The organism is Zeaxanthinibacter enoshimensis (assembly GCF_004362865.1).
Lineage (GTDB): Bacteria > Bacteroidota > Bacteroidia > Flavobacteriales > Flavobacteriaceae > Zeaxanthinibacter > Zeaxanthinibacter enoshimensis.
On the sequence record NZ_SNYI01000002.1, the window covers coordinates 439,736 to 457,325 of the forward strand.

16 protein-coding genes are annotated in these 17,590 nt (G+C 48.0%); 8 read left to right on the forward strand and 8 right to left on the reverse strand.

The genetic code is table 11. The features are described 5' to 3' along the window. Positions 1-4 precede the first annotated feature (4 nt). The 4 genes from CLV82_RS08190 (at position 5) to CLV82_RS08205 (ending at position 6,382) form a co-directional block, all read left to right on the forward strand. Complete coding sequence (locus tag CLV82_RS08190; RefSeq protein WP_133643830.1) at positions 5-1,642, forward strand: CTP synthase; 1,638 nt, start codon at positions 5-7, stop codon at positions 1,640-1,642. An 89-nt stretch (positions 1,643-1,731) separates the two neighbouring features. Beyond that, a complete protein-coding gene (yidC, locus tag CLV82_RS08195) occupies positions 1,732-3,585 on the forward strand; it encodes a membrane protein insertase YidC (RefSeq protein WP_133643831.1) in 1,854 nt (617 codons plus the stop codon). Positions 3,586-4,119: 534 nt separating this feature from the next. Beyond that, on the forward strand, positions 4,120-5,310 hold the full coding sequence (mnmA, locus tag CLV82_RS08200; RefSeq protein WP_133644496.1) for a tRNA 2-thiouridine(34) synthase MnmA: 1,191 nt from the start codon (positions 4,120-4,122) through the stop codon (positions 5,308-5,310). 130 nt (positions 5,311-5,440) lie between these two features. Then, positions 5,441-6,382 (forward strand): NAD(P)H-dependent flavin oxidoreductase, encoded by a 942-nt coding sequence (locus CLV82_RS08205; protein WP_133643832.1) that lies wholly within the window; start codon positions 5,441-5,443, stop codon positions 6,380-6,382. A gap of 3 nt (positions 6,383-6,385) precedes the next feature. On the opposite strand, the gene CLV82_RS08210 is transcribed toward CLV82_RS08205, so the two are convergent. From CLV82_RS08210 to CLV82_RS08220, 3 genes are all read right to left on the reverse strand, one after another. Then, a complete protein-coding gene (locus tag CLV82_RS08210; protein WP_133643833.1) occupies positions 6,386-7,018 on the reverse strand; it encodes an NAD(P)-dependent oxidoreductase in 633 nt (210 codons plus the stop codon). 113 nt (positions 7,019-7,131) lie between these two features. Continuing rightward, positions 7,132-8,424, reverse strand: coding sequence for a Zn-dependent hydrolase (locus tag CLV82_RS08215; protein WP_133643834.1), 1,293 nt, complete (start codon positions 8,422-8,424; stop codon positions 7,132-7,134). Positions 8,425-8,475: 51 nt separating this feature from the next. Continuing rightward, a complete protein-coding gene (locus CLV82_RS08220) occupies positions 8,476-10,203 on the reverse strand; it encodes a tetratricopeptide repeat protein (RefSeq protein WP_133643835.1) in 1,728 nt (575 codons plus the stop codon). A gap of 270 nt (positions 10,204-10,473) precedes the next feature. Here CLV82_RS08220 and CLV82_RS08225 point away from each other — a divergent pair, with 270 nt between their 5' ends. Beyond that, on the forward strand, positions 10,474-11,085 hold the full coding sequence (locus tag CLV82_RS08225; RefSeq protein WP_133643836.1) for a trimeric intracellular cation channel family protein: 612 nt from the start codon (positions 10,474-10,476) through the stop codon (positions 11,083-11,085). 9 nt (positions 11,086-11,094) lie between these two features. Here the strand turns inward: CLV82_RS08225 and CLV82_RS08230 are convergent, their stop codons facing one another. Beyond that, a complete protein-coding gene (locus CLV82_RS08230; RefSeq protein ID WP_166636686.1) occupies positions 11,095-11,832 on the reverse strand; it encodes a peptidylprolyl isomerase in 738 nt (245 codons plus the stop codon). 85 nt (positions 11,833-11,917) lie between these two features. Between CLV82_RS08230 and CLV82_RS08235 the strand changes: the two genes are divergently transcribed. Both CLV82_RS08235 and CLV82_RS08240 read left to right on the forward strand, forming a co-directional pair. Next, positions 11,918-12,472, forward strand: a complete 555-nt coding sequence (locus CLV82_RS08235) for an NUDIX hydrolase (protein ID WP_317128280.1) — start codon at positions 11,918-11,920, stop codon at positions 12,470-12,472. A 25-nt stretch (positions 12,473-12,497) separates the two neighbouring features. Beyond that, positions 12,498-13,310, forward strand: coding sequence for a lysophospholipid acyltransferase family protein (locus tag CLV82_RS08240; RefSeq protein WP_133643838.1), 813 nt, complete (start codon positions 12,498-12,500; stop codon positions 13,308-13,310). Here the strand turns inward: CLV82_RS08240 and CLV82_RS08245 are convergent. From CLV82_RS08245 to CLV82_RS08260, 4 genes are all read right to left on the reverse strand, one after another. Then, the gene (locus tag CLV82_RS08245; protein ID WP_133643839.1) at positions 13,307-13,951 is read right to left on the reverse strand and encodes a hypothetical protein; all 645 of its coding nucleotides are present in this window, start codon (positions 13,949-13,951) and stop codon (positions 13,307-13,309) included. The two genes, CLV82_RS08240 and CLV82_RS08245, sit on opposite strands and share 4 nt — an antisense overlap. A 4-nt stretch (positions 13,952-13,955) precedes the next feature. Continuing rightward, positions 13,956-14,450 carry an RNA polymerase sigma factor gene (locus tag CLV82_RS08250; RefSeq protein WP_133644498.1) on the reverse strand — a complete coding sequence of 165 codons (495 nt, stop codon included), beginning with the start codon at positions 14,448-14,450 and terminating at the stop codon, positions 13,956-13,958. A gap of 137 nt (positions 14,451-14,587) precedes the next feature. Continuing rightward, positions 14,588-16,030 carry an amidohydrolase gene (locus tag CLV82_RS08255; protein WP_133643840.1) on the reverse strand — a complete coding sequence of 481 codons (1,443 nt, stop codon included), beginning with the start codon at positions 16,028-16,030 and terminating at the stop codon, positions 14,588-14,590. Between the two features lie 72 nt (positions 16,031-16,102). After that, on the reverse strand, positions 16,103-17,065 hold the full coding sequence (locus CLV82_RS08260; RefSeq protein ID WP_133643841.1) for a site-specific tyrosine recombinase: 963 nt from the start codon (positions 17,063-17,065) through the stop codon (positions 16,103-16,105). 105 nt (positions 17,066-17,170) lie between these two features. Between CLV82_RS08260 and aroQ the strand changes: the two genes are divergently transcribed. Further along, entirely contained in the window at positions 17,171-17,590 is a 420-nt protein-coding gene (aroQ, locus tag CLV82_RS08265; RefSeq protein WP_133643842.1) for a type II 3-dehydroquinate dehydratase, read from the forward strand.

The following is a 17,590-nucleotide window of genomic DNA, read 5'->3' on the forward strand; positions in this document are numbered from 1 at the left end:
ACGAATGCCAGATACTAAATACATATTCGTTACGGGAGGGGTAACTTCATCCCTTGGTAAAGGAATCATTGCAGCATCACTTGCTAAGCTACTCCAGGCAAGAGGTTATAAGACTACCATCCAGAAATTAGACCCTTATATCAACGTAGACCCGGGTACCCTGAACCCGTATGAGCATGGCGAATGTTATGTGACTGATGACGGGGCTGAAACAGACCTGGATCTTGGGCATTATGAGCGTTTCCTGAATGTAAATACTTCCCAGGCCAATAATGTAACTACCGGCAGGATCTATCAAAGTGTCATTGAAAAAGAAAGAAGGGGAGAATTCCTGGGTAAGACCGTACAGGTCGTCCCGCACATCACCAACGAGATCAAAGAACGAGTTCAGAAACTGGGCAACAGTGGTGAATACGATATAGTCATCACAGAGATCGGGGGTACTGTGGGGGATATTGAGTCCCTTCCTTATATTGAGGCAGTACGCCAGTTATTATGGGAGCTTGGCGATGGTAATGCCATAGTGGTGCACCTGACCCTTATTCCCTTCCTCTCTGCCGCGGGAGAATTAAAGACCAAGCCTACCCAACACTCCGTGAAAACACTGATGGAAAGCGGGATCAAAGCAGACGTGCTGGTCTGCCGGACCGAACACCAGATCACCGAGGATATCAAGGAAAAGCTGGCCTTGTTCTGTAATGTAAAAAAGGAAGCGGTGATCCAGTCTATCGACGCCTCTACGATCTATGATGTCCCGGTTATGATGCAGGATGAAGGCTTGGATACAGTGGTCTTACAAAAACTTCATTTAAAGGACGACACCAAGCCCGACCTGACCCAGTGGCACGAGTTCCTGGACAGGCATAAGAATCCGCAGCACGAAGTAACTGTCGGACTGGTAGGGAAATATGTGGAACTGCAGGACTCCTACAAATCGATCCTGGAATCGTTTATTCATGCAGGGGCGCTGAACGAAGTAAAAGTGAATGTTCGCTCTATACATTCAGAACATATCACCGACGAGAATTTTGAACAACAGATGAAGGGCTTGCAGGGTATCCTGGTAGCTCCCGGATTTGGAGAAAGAGGGATAGAAGGAAAGATCAAAGCGGTACAATTTGCCCGTGAAAGAGGAATTCCTTTCCTGGGTATCTGCCTCGGGATGCAGATGGCGGTCATTGAGTACGCCCGGAATGTTCTGGGCTTATCCCGGGCAAATTCCACCGAGATGGATCCCGATACCCCGGACCCGGTAATAGACCTGATGGAGGCCCAGAAGACCATTACCAATAAAGGAGGAACCATGCGACTGGGCGCCTGGGGCTGTAAACTGAAAGAAGGTTCCCTGGTCGAGAAAGTGTACCAGGGTAAATCGCGTATCTCTGAACGCCACCGCCACCGGTATGAGTTTAACAGCAAGTATCTGGAGCAGTTAGAGAATGCCGGGCTGATGGCCACGGGGATCAACGAAGAAACCGGCCTGGTGGAGATCGTGGAAATTCCTGCTCATCCCTGGTTTGTCGGGGTGCAGTACCACCCGGAATATAAGAGTACCGTTGCCAGTCCACACCCGCTCTTCGTCGGTTTCCTTAAAGCAGTTCTCCAATATAAAAAGCAACAATCCAATGCGAAGGTTGCGTAAACCGCGGAAGACGGTATATATTTGCAAACCTTAAATTTTCGGGCTCAGGCTAAATCAATCCGCCCCGGACCTATTAGAAAGATCATTCAATGGAAGAAAAGAAACTGGATATCAACTCGATCATCGGCTTTGTGCTGATCTTTGGAATCCTCATATTTTGGTTTTACCAGAGCCAGCCTACTCCTGAAGAGCTGGAAGCCCAGAAGGCAGAACAAGCGAAGATCGAGGCTGCAGCCCAGCAGGAAAAGGCGGCAACAACCGAAGAAACGCCCCGGGAAACCATGCCGGTATTGCGCGATTCAGCGGACCTTGCTGCTTATAAGAATAGTGTAGGAGGCTTTGGGTTTACAGAGGCCAGGGAAGGGAGCACTGTCCTGGAAAATGATCTCGTCCGCCTGGAGATCAGCAACCTTGGAGGGCAGATCACCGAAGCGGTGCTTAAGAAATTTGTCACTTACGATTCTGTACCGGTATACCTGGTAAAGGATGGCAATGCCTCTTTCGGGTTGGAATTTACCACTACAGATCAGCGGGCTATCAATACACAAAAATTATTCTTTGAACCCAGCCTGAGTAAGAACGGGGACAACCAGGTGCTTTCCATGAAAGCCAAGGTAGGAGCAGACCGCTTCCTGGAATACCGTTATGAACTGAAACCGGATGATTACCTGCTCGACTTCAACATTCGCTCCCAGGGTATGGCCGGAATCTTTGATAAGAATCAGCCGATCAAGCTTAACTGGGAAGTTAAAGGAATACGCCATAACAAAAGTATACAGTACGGAAACCGTTATACCAGGCTGACTTATAACCACGACGATGGAAACATCAGTAAGTTGTCAGAGAGCAGCGACGATGAAGAGATTGAAGAGGATATCAAATGGCTTTCATACCGGCAGCATTTCTTCAGCAGTATACTCGCGACGAGTAATCATTTCAAGACTGCAGAACTGCGTTCGCAAAACCTTGTGGAAGAGGAAAGCCCTGAAGAGCATTTTACAAAATTATTCAGTACTTCAGCTCCTTTAGAGCTGCAGGCCGGGGAACTGGCGTACGATATGAACTGGTATTACGGTCCTACGGATGTGGATGTGCTGGAGCATTACGAAGAACTGGGCCTTGCAGACTCTATTCCTTTCGGTTGGGGGATCTTTGGTTGGATCAACCGCTACGTTTTTACCCCGTTCTACGGTTTCCTGAGTTCATTCCTGCCCTTTGGTATCGCGATCGTGGTGATGACCATTCTGGTTAGGTTACTGATGTCTCCTGTTACGTATAAGTCTTACCTGTCCCAGGCCAAGATGAAAGTACTTAAGCCAGAGATCACGGAATTGGGAGAGAAGTACAAGGACAACGCCATGAAGAAGCAGCAGGAGACTATGAAGTTGTACAACAAGGCCGGGGTCAGCCCTATGAGCGGGTGTGTTCCTGCGCTCTTGCAGTTACCTATATTCTATGCCCTGTTCATGTTTTTTCCAACCTCTTTTGCCCTGCGCCAGAAATCCTTTTTATGGGCAGAGGATCTGTCATCTTATGATACGGTAGCGCAGTTACCATTCACCATCCCATTTTATGGGGACCATGTGAGCCTGTTCCCGATCCTGGCTTCTGTAGCTATCTTCTTTTATATGATGATGACCACGGGACAGAATATGCAGACACAACCGGGAATGCCTAACATGAAGTTCATCATGTATCTTTCCCCGCTGATGATGTTGTTCTTCTTTAACAACTATGCGAGTGGATTGAGTTTATACTATTTTGTATCTAACCTGATCACGATCTTCATCATGCTGGCCATTAAGAATTTCATCCTGGATGAGGAGAAGATCCATGCCCAGATACAGGAGAACAAGAAGAAGCCTAAAAAGGAGAATAAGTTCCAGCGAAAAATGCGCGAAATGATGGAACAGGCGGAGCAGCAGAAAAAGACCGGTAAATAATCAGGAGGTCGTTACAGAATTCCGTTTACCATAAAAAAAAGCTCCCCGATCGGGGAGCTTTCCATTTTGATAGTAGGTTATGTTTGATCAGATTTGGAGCTTCAAATATGGGCTATTGTAATGGCCGGACAAAAAGATAGTTGTCAAGCATTAATTTTTGTATGCTAATACCCGCTTAAATGTTGTCTGGCGAAAACCTTTTCGTGAAATCTTCAAATAAATGGAAAACCTCCCCTTTGAACAAGGGAAATATTTATGGTTAAAATCATCTACGTGCAGCCAAATTTATGTTCAAATGGCTATCTGCGACTACCTGCGTAAGCAACATCTTGTTCACTAAGGGAATTATCCTCTTACTGGCAATGACATTGGGCGTAGTAACGTTCCCGGGAGTATTAGTCAGACGGTTTACGATTTCGGTTTCTCCGTTCTTATGGATATGGAACATCTATATGGAAGCCTCTCGTCTTAGCATAATCTTAAATGGATGGAGATACGGGGCTAATTTTGTATTTTTGCCGGATTATGAGCGGAATGAAAAAAGTAGTGGTCGGACTATCGGGGGGAGTAGATTCCAGCGTAGCGGCATACCTGTTAAAGCAACAGGGTTATGACGTTATTGGCTTGTTCATGAAGAACTGGCACGACGATTCTGTGACGATCTCCAAAGAATGTCCCTGGTTAGAAGATAGTAACGATGCCCTTATCGTTGCGGAGAAGCTGGGTATCCCTTTCCAGACGGTTGACCTTAGTGAAGAGTACAAGGAGCGGATCGTCGACTATATGTTCGCCGAATATGAAAAGGGGAGGACGCCCAACCCGGACGTGCTCTGCAACCGGGAGATTAAATTTGATGTTTTTCTGAAAATCGCTTTGCAACTCGGGGCGGATTATGTAGCTACCGGTCATTATTGCCGGAAGGAAACCAGTTTGGATGAAGATGGAAACGAGGTATATCACCTGTTGGCAGGAAAAGACCCTAATAAAGACCAGTCGTACTTCCTGTGCCAGTTATCCCAGGAACAGCTGGCAAAGACCTTGTTCCCCGTAGGAGAGTTGCTGAAACCAGAGGTTAGGCAGATTGCTGCCGAGAATAAACTGGTCACGGCAGAAAAGAAAGATTCCCAGGGACTTTGTTTTATCGGCAAGGTAAGGCTGCCCGATTTCCTGCAGCAAAAACTGAAACCCAGAAAGGGAGTGATCGTCGAGGTTCCCGGGGATGCACCGCAATACAGGCAGGAGAAACCTTCTTTTGCCAATAAACGGGAAGAATTGGCTTACTTTTCGGAAAAGCCGGTGTACCATAAAAAGGACGGGAAGATCGTGGGCGAACACCAGGGCGCTCACTATTTTACCAAAGGACAGCGGAAAGGTCTTGATGTCGGCGGAACCAAAGAGCCTTTATTCGTGATCGATACTGACGTGGAAGAAAACGTGATCTATACCGGGCAGGGCAAAGAACATCCCGGGCTCTACAGGCGTACGCTATTTGTCACTGATGATGAACTGCACTGGGTGCGCAGGGACCTGGCGCTGCAACCGGATGGGACAATGAAGGTACAGGCCCGTATTCGCTACCGTCAACCCCTGCAGGAAGCTACACTGTATAAGATCGAGGGGGGATTGTACGTGGATTTTGACACACCACAGACGGCCATAACCGAAGGACAGTTCGTTGCCTGGTACCAGGGTGAAGAACTTATCGGTTCAGGGGTCATCTCCTGATCGTAGACCATTCAGGCCGGGGGAATGGGGAGGATCATTTTCCCGGAATACCTTAATTTTAGTGCAACCGTTTGTGTTCCCGCTCCGGGAGCCGAAGGTTGCATTATTTTTTAAACAGATTAACCCAGATATGAAGAACAGCATTACCCAACTTTTTAATATAGAATATCCAATTATCCAGGCAGGTATGGTCTGGGCCAGTGGCTGGCGCCTGGCATCGGCCGTCTCCAATGCAGGCGGTCTTGGTTTATTAGGTGCCGGGAGTATGTATCCCGAAATTCTGCGCGAACACATTCAAAAATGCCAGCAGGCCACTTCTAAGCCCTTCGGCGTCAATGTGCCCTTACTGTACCCGGACATTGAGAAATTGATGGAGGTAATTATAGAGGAAGGGGTAAAGATTGTCTTCACTTCTGCAGGAAATCCCGCCACCTGGACCTCCTACCTTAAAGAAAAAGGAATTACCGTGGTGCACGTGGTAAGCAGCGTTAAATTTGCCTTGAAATCACAGCAGGTAGGGGTGGATGCCATCGTAGCCGAAGGTTTCGAGGCCGGTGGGCATAATGGTCGTGATGAGACCACGACCATGACCCTTATCCCGGCCGTCCGTGAAAAGATTGGGATTCCCCTGATCGCCGCGGGTGGCATAGGGGATGGACGGGCGATGCTGGCCGCTATGATCCTCGGTGCCGACGGGGTGCAGGTAGGTAGCAGGTTTGTAGCCAGTGAAGAGGCGTCTTCTCATCCTGCCTTTAAAAAGATGGTAGTCGATGCCAAGGAAGGTGACACCCTGCTGACCTTGAAAGAACTGGCACCCGTGCGTTTGCTCAAGAACAAGTTTTTCAAGGACATTGAACAAGCCTATGCGCGTGGTGCAAGTGTTGAGGAATTGAAAACATTACTGGGTCGTGCGCGCGCGAAAAAAGGGATGTTCGAAGGAGACCTGGAAGAGGGGGAACTGGAGATCGGCCAGGTTTCAGCCACCATCCATGATATCCGCCCGGCTGCGGAAATAGTAAAAAGCATGGTTAAGGAGTTCCGCGATGCCCAGCAAAGGGCAGTCACATTCTAGGTCTTAATTGGTAATGCCACTAACCTGCTTCAAATAATTCCTGCCTGCCAGTTCGTCAAGCATAAAGCCGGCGACGGTTGCACGGGAGACCAATCTTGTGAAAATATAATGACCCAATCCCGGCCCGGTTCTGTACCGGGTTCTTTTTTTACCATTGGTTAGTTGCCCGGGTCTGACTATGGTCCAATCCAGGTTACTCTCCCGGATCACCCTTTCCTGTTTCTCCTTGTCCCGGAAATAAAAGAAGAGCAACACGGGGATTACGAACAAGCTGTAATATAGCCCAAGCCTGTAGCGGCTGTCGGCAATTCCGAGAGAAGTGATACAGATAAGGCGCTTAACCCCTAGTTGTTCCATTCCGGAGATCAGGTTTTTTGTTCCTTCAGACAGGGTGTTCGTCCTGATTACAAATCGTTTGTGCCCAAGAGCTGAGAGCACGGCATCCTGGTTTAGCAATGCAGGTGCCAGGGTAGTGGGATCCAGGATATTACCCGGAACCACCCTGAGATTCTGATGTACTTCCCTGATCTTTCCGGGCTTACGGGCAAATACGGTTATGGTATGCCCTTTCGCCAAACCTTGTTTGATCAGTTCACGCCCTGTCTTTCCTGTCCCGCCTATTATGAGAATTCTCATGATTGTATTTTCTCTAAGGTATGGTATACACTGCAGCCAGGGTATAAGTATTTACCCAGCTGTGGAAATAGCGGTATGAAATGCCTCCCGGGTAGCGCCGGAAAGGGCAGGGCTTACTGTCCCTGGTCTAATTGCAACAGGGTATGAAGTAAGACATTAGCGCCATTTGCTATATCCTCCGGGGAACTGTATTCTGCCGGTGAGTGGCTGATACCATCCTTACTGGGCACAAAGATCATCCCCGTAGGAGCCAGTAAGGCCATATCCTGGGCGTCGTGCCCGGCCCCGCTTTGCATATGGCGATGGCTGAGTCCCAGTTTGGTGGCTGTGGACCTGATCAGCTCCCGTATTTCCGGATCTGTAAGTGCAGGGTCACCGGTGCCGTCAATCGGGCTTATTGTGAATGTGGTTCCTATTTTGTTTTCAATATCTGTCGCCTTGTCTTTGATCTGCCCGTATAACATGTCCATTTTCTCCATGGACAGATCCCGGATCTCCAGGCTCAGAATTACTTCCCCGGGGATCACGTTCGGCGCTCCGGGTTTAGCCACTATCCGACCCACCGTACAAACATGTTTTCCTTCGTTAGCCAGGGCCACATCGTTGACCGCGATAATAAAATGTGCTGCTGACAGCAGGGCATCTGCCCGCTGGTCCATTGGGGTGGTGCCTGCATGGTTGGCCTTGCCGCGGATGACTACCTCCCACCATTTGATCCCTACGATACCCTCTACGACTCCTATATCTTCATCGTTCTGGTCAAGTATTCCTCCTTGCTCTATATGCAGCTCCAGGAAGGCGGCAAGATCTCCCTTTTTTCTGATCACCTCCCCTAAGCGGGTGGTATCTCCTCCCAGCCTTTGTATACCTTCGGCCATTGAGTAACCCGTACTGTTCCTGACTTTCAGGGCATCTTTCCCGAGTTTCCCGGCCAGGGCACGGCTGCCCATCACTCCCCCTTCTTCATTGGAAAATATGATTACCTCCAGGGGGTGGCGGGTACGTATGTTATTTTCCTGCAGTGTTTTCACAACCTCTATGGCTGCCAGGGAACCCACGATCCCGTCGTAATTACCCCCGTCGGGTACCATATCAATATGGGACCCTGTAGACAAGGGTTTCAGCTTTTTTTCGGTACCCGGTTTCCTGCCAATAATATTAGCAGCCGCATCAATATGCACCTCCAGCCCCGCATCACGCATCAGTTGCATTACATACGCCCTTCCCTTAATATCTGCTTCACTGAATGCCACCCGGTTGGTGGTCCCATCTTCCCGCTGTCCGTAGGTGGCCAGGGTTTTTAATTGCTCTTCCAGTCGCTCCTGGTTCACTTGTAATCCGGATTGTGCAAATAAGGGACTATATAAAAGGGAAATGATCAGCCAACTTAATAAATGACGTTTCATGACGGGTCTGTTTAGAGAACTTCAATTTATAAAACCGCAATCATTTCAGCCTCAGAAAACTGAAGAATTTATCTGCAGGTCTGCCTCTGCCCATATCTTGTCAAATTCCTGCCGGGTTTGCGCTGCTTCTTCTTTCCTGTTCTGTCCTGTCAACGCGAGCTCCAGTCCCCGAAGAGACCAGCCATTTTGCCGTATCCTTGCCAGGTCTTCTTTATAAATGGTTTCGGCCTCCTTATATTTTCCCTGTTGCAGGAGTAATGCGCCCAGGTTCTGCCGGGTGGGAATGTGCCATGCCGAGGGTTCGGTATACACCAATTGGTCTTCCAAAGCAACAGCTTGCTTTAGGTGCTTAATGGCTTCTGAATCTTTTCCCTCCAAAGCGGCCAGCTCCCCGGATATCAAATGAAAAGCAAGCTCTGCAATTTTTCCTGAACTGTTATGGGCTACCGCCACAAGGGAATCAAGTTCCGGGTCGCTCATCAATATTTCTATAGCCTTAAGCTCTTCTGCTGCTTCCCGCGCATTGTTCTTCCGGATAAAGGCAAGGCCCCTTGCATAATGCCGGATCAGGCTCAGATGCTTTATTTCGGTGTCCGGCACAGGGAAGGTTAGCACATCATTCCATTTCCCGAATCTTGTATAAGCTAATAGGGGGGTAGCTGCAAAATCCTGTAAGAAGGGCAATTCTGCCAGCTGACCTGCCGGTACTTTTTCAGCAGTTTTTTTTGCGGCATCTATCGCTATCTCGCTGGCCCCTATAAGACTGGCAGCAGACCAGAGAAAATGAATGTTATGGGGGTAATATGCCAGGGGATACAGTCCCTGTGCATAGCATTGGGATATATAGTCCTCATCAGCTGCTATAGCTTTTTGATTGGCTGCTACAGCATCGGCATAACGACCAACCCGGATGTAGATATGGGAAGGCATATGTACCATATGACCCGCTGCCGGCATAAGTCCGCCCAGTATATCTGCGCTTTCAACTGCCTCATCCGGACTGGGCAATTCCATCAGGTGGATGTAATAATGATGAGCTCCGGGGTGTTCCGGGTTAATGGCGATAGCTTTTTCCAGGCTGTTCTTTGCCTCGGCCATATTGGGATTGGGCTGCCCGTTCTTATTCCAGTAATTCCAGGGATTGGTATCCATGGCAGCCGATGCGAAAAGTGTATGCACATCGGCATTATCTCCATGCTTCCTGACCACTGCCTGCATCTCCCGGAAATATTCCTGGTTCAGTTCGCTGACAGGTTGCCGTAGGTCCCGGGAAAAGCGTTGGCTTAAGGCCTGGATCAGTTCCTTTTCGGTTGCACTGCATTCTGCGGATAATTCTTTTGCCTTTTGTATCGCCTTGAGCCCTGCCAGTTTCCGGTTTTCATCCGGGAAGGGATCATTTATATTGGGTCCGAGGGCATAAGCCTGCCCCCAGTAAGCCATTGCCGCGCCGGGATCTAACCGGGCAGCCTCCAGGAATGACCTGTGTGCCTCGGCATGGTTAAAGCCATAGGCAAGCCGTAGTCCCTGGTCAAAAAAAGCCTGGGCCTGGGACGAATTGGTGCTGATAGGGAAATGATGGTCCCCCAGGTTTTCGAAAAGGGGTGCTATTTGACGGGTGGTATCCACCCCTGATAGCAGGTAATTCGCAACGGTGCATTTCAGGTTACCGTATGAAGCGAGTTCCACGCGAGCGATCTGTTCCTCTGTCCCGAGGAATCTAATGGATATGACTGCCAGTAAAACAACTATCCCGGATACAATGATTCTTTTGGTGTTCATGACAAAGTTTTTGGAATGATTAAAGGGGGATGACATGCCTTACGGCCACGGAGATCAACAGGGGAGATTGGTCACTAATCTGACACTGCTAAATATACTGAAATCCAGCGGATTAAGATGTGTAGTCCTGCAGGAATATTTTATAGTTAAAAAATCGGGGAATCGCGACCAGAAAGAATTAAGGGAGATACTTCATCATTATTTATTCTCGTATTTTTGCCCCTTTAGGAATCGCTGTTTGCGGGAAACCACTGATAATTAAGCTGATACATGTTTTACCTGACCATAGACATCCTCGGTACCATTGCTTTCGCCATCTCGGGGGTGCTGGTGGCCATGGATAAAAGACTAGACCTTTTCGGTGTATTCATCATTGCCTTTGTCACCGCGGTGGGAGGAGGTACTTTAAGAGACCTGCTTATTGGGTATACCCCGGTGCTATGGATGCGGCAGCCAATATACCTGGTGACCATAGCCGGTTCCGTGGTTTTTGCCATTATCTTCCGTTCCAAGCTGAAATACCTTACTAAATCGCTGTTCTTTTTCGATGCAGTCGGGATTGGCTTATATACGCTGGTAGGTATTGAAAAAGGGATTGCCACGGGCCTCATCCCGATCATGTGCCTGGCACTGGGGACAATTACCGCTTGTTTTGGCGGGGTGATAAGAGATATTCTGTGCAATGATATCCCGGTGATCTTCCGCAGAAAAGAGATCTATGCAACGGCCTGCATCCTGGGAGGGGGTAGTTATTTCCTTTGGCGGTTTTTCCTGAAGGAAGAGTACGCTTACCTGGCTGGGATATTGTTGGTCATCAGCATCCGCCTGCTGGCGGTGCGGTTCAATATTACACTGCCATCGGTCTATAAGGTAAAGGACTAATGAGCGAATCTACTTTATAACTTCGGCCTTCAGGATGTAAACATTTTGTGATGGCCAGTCCCCGTCATCCACGGGTACCTGGTTGATGGCATCCACAACATCCATCCCGCTGATCACCCGGCCAAAGGGAGTGTATTCTCCATCAAGATGGTAGGAACCGGGATCGGTGACCACGATAAAGAATTCATAGGGCGAGGCCAGCATATGGGGATTGTTGATCTCGCTGCTGGGCATGGAAATGGTTCCCCGGTGATGACTGTGACCTTTGCGTGTATCCGGCGGAAGCAGGTACCGGCCTATCTCTGAACGCTTCTGTGCTGTTTCCTTGTTGTCGGCATTTCCACCTTGTATGATGAAATCCTTTACCACCCGGTGGAACATGGTATTATTAAAATAACCCTGCCGGGTCAGGTAGATGAAATTAGCTTTGTGATAAGGTACATTATCATAGAGCTGTACGGTAAAGGTACCCATACTCGTGGTCATCCTCACCTTATTCACCTTCAGGTCTTTCTGGTAATTAAAGAAAAAGTCGATTGCGTTCTCCTCGGTCAGCTGAAAAGTATCCTTGGCCATTTCTTTTTCCACCTCATCTGCTCCATCCTCCTGTACTGGGTCAATGATACTGCTGTCTGTTTCCTGTATCTTATCAGCCTGCTGTTTCCCGGTCTGCTTGGGTTCGGGCTTGCATTGCGCTAATAAAAATAGTGCTAATATTGCAGTAAGAGTGATATGGATAGTACGCATGGACTTTTCTCTTTTTACACAAGAAGTATCAAAAATAAAAAAACTGGAACTTCCGGGGGTTGAATCTCACTACAAAATGGCCCCAATGGAAAGACTGGAGGCACTTCGTAAACTGAATACAGAGGGGGCAGCACCGCGGAAAGCCGGAGTAATGGCTCTGTTCTATCCTAAAGAGGATATGCAGACGCACTTACTGTTGATCCTCAGGAATACATACCCAGGAGTACATTCCAACCAGGTCGGGTTTCCCGGGGGAAAACATGAAGAATCAGACAAAGACCTGCTGCATACTGCCCTAAGGGAAACTGAAGAAGAGGTGGGAGTCCCTGCCACCCAGGTAACCGTGATCCGTAAATTAAGCGAGTTATACATACCTCCCAGTAATTTTGAAGTTCATCCTTATATCGGCCTGTACCACGAGGCCAGGCCATTTAAAGTAGACCAGACAGAGGTGGCGGCTTTGGTAGAGGTTTCCCTGAACGAGTTCATGGATGATAGTATTGTCAGGAATAAAATCATGACTACTTCTTATGCCAGCAGTATTGCCGTACCTGCCTTTATATTAAATGGTTATACCGTTTGGGGCGCCACGGCGATGATGTTGAGCGAGATAAAGGAACTTTTTAAACAGTCGCTGTAAGGCATAATTTGTATTTTTGTGCTCTATGGGGCTATTTAAGAAAAATCCGTTCGGGCATATTCTTTTTATAAAAAAATGGTTGATCCGTATTATGGGGGTAATCACCCACCAGCGGTACAAAGGATTCAATAAATTGGAGATAGAGGGTTCGGATATTATCCGTTCGCTGCCGGATAAGAATGTCTTATTTGTCAGCAACCACCAGACCTACTTCGCAGATGTGGTGGCAATGTTCCACGTTTTTAATGCCAGTCTTAGTGGTCGGATAGATTCTATAAAGAACGTGGGTTACCTCTGGAATCCGAAACTGAATGTTTACTACGTGGCAGCGGCGGAAACCATGAAAAAAAGCCTCCTGACCAAAGTGATGGCCTATGCAGGATCGGTCAGTATTGAACGAACCTGGAGGGCAGAGGGGAAAGAGGTTAAACGGCAGGTGAAGATGAGCGATATAACCAACATTGGGACAGCCCTAAATGATGGATGGGTAATCACCTTCCCCCAGGGAACTACCACACCCTGGAAGCCGCTTAGAAAAGGTACAGCTCATATCATCAAACGTTACAAGCCGGTAGTTGTTCCTGTAGTAATCGACGGGTTCAGGCGTTCTTTTGATAAGAAAGGACTACGAGTAAAGAAAAAGGGAATCTTGCAATCCATGGTTATCAAAGAACCTCTGGAGTTCGATTATGAGAACGAGTCGGTCGACTCTATCATCGAAAAACTGGAATATGCTATTGAGCAACATCCTTCTTTCCTTAAGGTGATTCCGAAAGAGGAATTGCTGGCCTACGAAGAAGAGAACCAGAAGCGGCGTTTCAGGGCACCCAGCTCTTAAACATCGATCTGCTCCAGCTCCTTGTAATTCTTCCGCAGACGGTTTAACAGCAGGCCGTACAGCAGTTTATAGAATAGCCATAAGAGGGTGATGAACACCACTACGAAAAGCAGGATCATTCCCGTGATCAGGAGCCAAAAAAGTGCTTCGTTCCCGGCTTCGCCTGCCGCAGTCACTAATTTCTTTCCATCCGGACCGTATCGCAGGCTGCCGTAAATACTGGTTATAAGTGATACAGCAAAAATTGCAATATTGAACCAGACATACTGGGTGACCGTCCGTTTAACTTTAAGAATAGCCTTCATAAGTTCCCGGGAAGAATCGGTATACGAGATCTGCCTGTAATTGATATAGAACTTGTAGATAAAGAATACCAGTATAATATAGCTCAGGGTGGTCATCACGATGGTAAACTCGTAAAGATGCATACTTTTGATGGTCTCCCAGGCTTCAGCATCGGTAAAGGCCACGTTGATCGCTGTCCAGAAAAGGAATTCCATCAGGCTGATATAGAAGATCCATTTTACGATAGATGAGGAACGCTTCCAGGTCATCTTATAAATTTCTTCATAGCTGAGCCTGGGCAGGTCTGCTTCTTTCTTCTGCCAATCCTTTTTCAATAAGTCGAGTTCATCCATCATCTGCTCAAGGATTTATTATGGTCCTTAATTTTGTTTTTATGCGGTTCATTTTAACCCTTGCATTCACCTCCGTGATACCTAGGGTTTCTGCAATTTCCCGGTAATCCTTATCCTCCAGGTACAGGAATACTAAAGCTTTATCAATATCTCCCAGCTCCCGGATTGCACTGTACATCAGTTGTAATTGCTGTTCCTCCGTAGGGTCGTATTCTTCAGTCTTTACCTTAAAAATAACGGAATCGTAATCATAGGTATCTACCTTCTTTTTCGATTTCCGGTACTGGGTAATCGCTGTATTCAAAGCCACCCTGTACATCCAGGTACTGAACTTTGCCTCGCCCCTGAATTTCGGATATGCTTTCCATAATTGTATGGTGATCTCCTGGAACAGGTCATTATGCGCCTCCTTATCCTTTGTGTACAGCGTGCACACCTTGTGAACGATGTTCTGGTGCAGCTCCAGTTCTGAAACAAACTGGTGTTCTAATGTTTTCTGGATCTCAGTGGTTGGCATTGTTCAACAATTAGTAGAAGCAACGGGGGAATTGTTACAAAGTAATCACAAAAAATGGTGTAAAAACAAAAGAAGCTTCCGTTTTAGTGGCGGAAGCTTCTGAAATTTTTCAAAATATAAGATCAATTCCCGGGATTATTCCGGTAGTCAAGGGCAGGTTCCCGTTCACCCAATAGAGGAATATATTTAAAATCAGGACCCCGGCGTTTCTCGAATTCTGCGGTCGCTTTTTTGAGCAATTCCTCATCCTTAATGATGTCAATGGCGGTAAGAGCTAGGGTTTTGGCAGCTACCATCATCCCTTTATAGCCTATAGAGGTACCCCCGGCGGCAACGGCCTGCCAGCTGTGGGCGGGAGTCCCCGGGACCCAGGTAGCCGTATTGACCCCTACCGTGGGGACCGCGAAGCTCACGTCACCTACATCGGTAGAACCGGAGGGCCGGGATTCTTCTTTAAATGGTTGCAGCCCTGATGCGACTTCGAGGTCCGCTTTTTTGTAACCCAGGCTTTTTGCAATAGAATCGGCAAATACCTTTTCCTCGGCCGAATAGTTTACTCCCCCGATCTTCTTCAGGTTCTCGTACATTTTTTTCTGCAGGGTTACATTGGCCAGGAGCTCGTGGGTTCCCCCGATCATCTCGTAATCCATAGTAGTGCCGGTACCCATGGCTGCGCCTTCCGCGGCTTTTACGATCCTGTCAAAGATCTCGATGACCACATCGCGGGAATCATGTCTTGCATAGTAATAGACCTCTGCAAAATCCGGGACTACGTTCGGGGCTTTTCCACCACTGGTGATCACATAGTGAATACGCGCCGATTCCGGTACGTGTTCGCGCATCATGTTTACCATCATATTCATGGCTTCTACTCCGTCCAGGGCAGACCTTCCTTTTTCAGGGGCGCCGGCAGCGTGGGCAGAGACTCCGTGGAACCTGAATTTAGCCGATTTGTTGGCCAGGGCTGCTCCTATACTCGCATCATTATTATCCCCCGGGTGCCAGTGAAGCGCCGCATCCACATCGTCAAAGAGTCCGCTCCGGACCATATATACTTTTCCTGATCCTCCTTCTTCGGCAGGGGTGCCGTAAAAACGGATAGTACCGGTCTTGCCATTTGCTTGTAGCCAGTTCTTAGTTGCGATCGCTGCAGCCGCTGAGGCCGTACCGAAAAGGTGATGGCCGCAGGCGTGTCCGGCAGCCGCTCCTGCAGATTTTTTATAGGGTACTGCTTCCTGTGAAAGACCGGGCAGGGCATCGTATTCCCCCAGGATAGCGATCACGGGGCTGCCACTGCCGTATTCGGCAATAAAGGCAGTAGGAATACCGGCCACTCCTTTTTCTATCTTAAATCCTTCTGATTCCAGGGTTTTCTGAAGGAGAGCACTGCTCTGCTTTTCCTGGTAACCCATTTCGGCCAGGGACCAGATCTCCTGGGCAATACTGGCGTAGGAATCAGCTTTGGCATCAATACTGTTCAATATTTCGCTCTCTTTTTTCTGGGCATGGGAAGAACCACCGGCTAACAAGGCCAGGGCACATAAGGGAAGGAGAATTTTTTTCATTTATAGTGGGTTTATCGTCATCCCATAAATATACTAAATGAACGCAAAGGGAAAAGCCGGGGTAAAGAGAATTTATCGGCCAGGTTCACGCGGTTCAGCATCCCGGGAAAGGTCCGGTTCCCTTCCTCTTGGTTTTTCAGGATTCCGAGGGTGGAAATTCTCAATAACACTGGTGAGGTCGTCCCGGTCCAGGTGTACATAAACTTCCGTGGTGGTAATACTGGCATGACCCAGCATTTGCTGTATTGCCCTGAGATCTGCCCCTCCCTTCAAGAGTTCTGTGGCAAAGGAATGTCTCAGGGTATGGGGGCTTATGGATTTTTTAAAACCACAATGTTCTGCCAGCCGCCGGATAATCGTAAAGATCATTGCGCGGGTTAGTTGTTTCCCTCTCCTGTTGAGGAAGAGGATATCTTCTGATCCCTTCTGTATATCCTGGTGCCGCCGGATTTCCTGCCTGTAGATATCGATATACTTCCTGGTATAGGGCAGGATAGGGACCAGGCGTTGTTTATTTCCTTTCCCGGTGACTTTGATAAATCCTTCATCAAAATAGAGGTCCGATAATTTCAGCTCTATGAGTTCTGAAACACGCAGTCCGCAGCCATAAAGGGTCTCCAGGATGGCCCGGTTGCGTTCGCCTTCGGGCTTGGACAGGTCGATGGCCCCTATCAGCTGGTCAACTTCTGTTGAAGATAATGTGTCCGGGAGTTTCCGCCCGATCTTCGGACTCTCAATAAGATCCATGGGATTATCCTCCCGGTAATCTTCAAAAGCGAGGTAATTGAAGAAACTTTTCAGCCCTGAGATGATCCTGGCCTGAGACCTTGCATTCAACTCTTTTGCGATCTCGTATACGAATTGTTGTACCGTGCCGGCAGTCACCGTTACGGGGTCTTCTTCGGCATTATGCTCCAGCACAAAATCCCGTAATTTCTCCACGTCCATCTGGTAATTCTGTATAGAATGGACAGACAGCCCTCGTTCGATCTTGAGGTAATTGCGAAAATCTGTAATGGCCTGTTCCCATTTCATGGGCTAAAGATAGTATTTTGGGAAGAAGGCCAGGAAGGGATATACTCAGCCTTTAAATTTGAGATCAGCCTTTTTCATTGGCAGTTGATTCCGTACTTTTAGCTTATGAAAATTATCATTATAAACGGTCCCAACCTGAACTTACTGGGTAAGAGAGAACCTGAGATCTATGGAAACAGTTCCTTTGAGAATTACTTTTCGGAATTGCAGTTCAGGTTCAAAGAAGTTCAGTTAGAGTATTTCCAATCCAATATAGAAGGTGAGATTATCAGTAAATTACAGGAGGTAGGATTCTCATATGACGGCGTAGTTTTGAATGCAGCTGCTTACACCCACACTTCGGTTGGAATAGGAGATGCGGTTAAGGCCATAGAGACGCCGGTGGTGGAGGTCCATATTTCCAACACCTTTAAAAGGGAAGACTACAGGCATATCTCTTATATTTCACCGGTTGCCAAAGGAGTGATCCTCGGTTTCGGCCTGCTGGGCTATGAACTCGCCATCCGTAGTTTCCTGAAAGACTGA

What these genes read in the sequence shown, in the direction of transcription:
- CLV82_RS08210 (WP_133643833.1), bottom strand. Translation starts at nt 7,018, where the DNA reads ATGAGAATTCTCATAATAGGCGGGACAGGAAAGACAGGGCGTGAACTG.
- yidC (WP_133643831.1), top strand. Translation starts at nt 1,732, where the DNA reads ATGGAAGAAAAGAAACTGGATATCAACTCGATCATCGGCTTTGTGCTG.
- CLV82_RS08190 (WP_133643830.1), top strand. Translation starts at nt 5, where the DNA reads ATGCCAGATACTAAATACATATTCGTTACGGGAGGGGTAACTTCATCC.
- aroQ (WP_133643842.1), top strand. Translation starts at nt 17,171, where the DNA reads ATGAAAATTATCATTATAAACGGTCCCAACCTGAACTTACTGGGTAAG.
- CLV82_RS08260 (WP_133643841.1), bottom strand. Translation starts at nt 17,065, where the DNA reads ATGAAATGGGAACAGGCCATTACAGATTTTCGCAATTACCTCAAGATC.
- CLV82_RS08205 (WP_133643832.1), top strand. Translation starts at nt 5,441, where the DNA reads ATGAAGAACAGCATTACCCAACTTTTTAATATAGAATATCCAATTATC.
- CLV82_RS08255 (WP_133643840.1), bottom strand. Translation starts at nt 16,030, where the DNA reads ATGAAAAAAATTCTCCTTCCCTTATGTGCCCTGGCCTTGTTAGCCGGT.
- CLV82_RS08240 (WP_133643838.1), top strand. Translation starts at nt 12,498, where the DNA reads ATGGGGCTATTTAAGAAAAATCCGTTCGGGCATATTCTTTTTATAAAA.
- CLV82_RS08220 (WP_133643835.1), bottom strand. Translation starts at nt 10,203, where the DNA reads ATGAACACCAAAAGAATCATTGTATCCGGGATAGTTGTTTTACTGGCA.
- CLV82_RS08235 (WP_317128280.1), top strand. Translation starts at nt 11,918, where the DNA reads ATGGAAAGACTGGAGGCACTTCGTAAACTGAATACAGAGGGGGCAGCA.
- CLV82_RS08230 (WP_166636686.1), bottom strand. Translation starts at nt 11,832, where the DNA reads ATGCGTACTATCCATATCACTCTTACTGCAATATTAGCACTATTTTTA.
- mnmA (WP_133644496.1), top strand. Translation starts at nt 4,120, where the DNA reads ATGAAAAAAGTAGTGGTCGGACTATCGGGGGGAGTAGATTCCAGCGTA.
- CLV82_RS08225 (WP_133643836.1), top strand. Translation starts at nt 10,474, where the DNA reads ATGTTTTACCTGACCATAGACATCCTCGGTACCATTGCTTTCGCCATC.
- CLV82_RS08245 (WP_133643839.1), bottom strand. Translation starts at nt 13,951, where the DNA reads ATGATGGATGAACTCGACTTATTGAAAAAGGATTGGCAGAAGAAAGAA.
- CLV82_RS08215 (WP_133643834.1), bottom strand. Translation starts at nt 8,424, where the DNA reads ATGAAACGTCATTTATTAAGTTGGCTGATCATTTCCCTTTTATATAGT.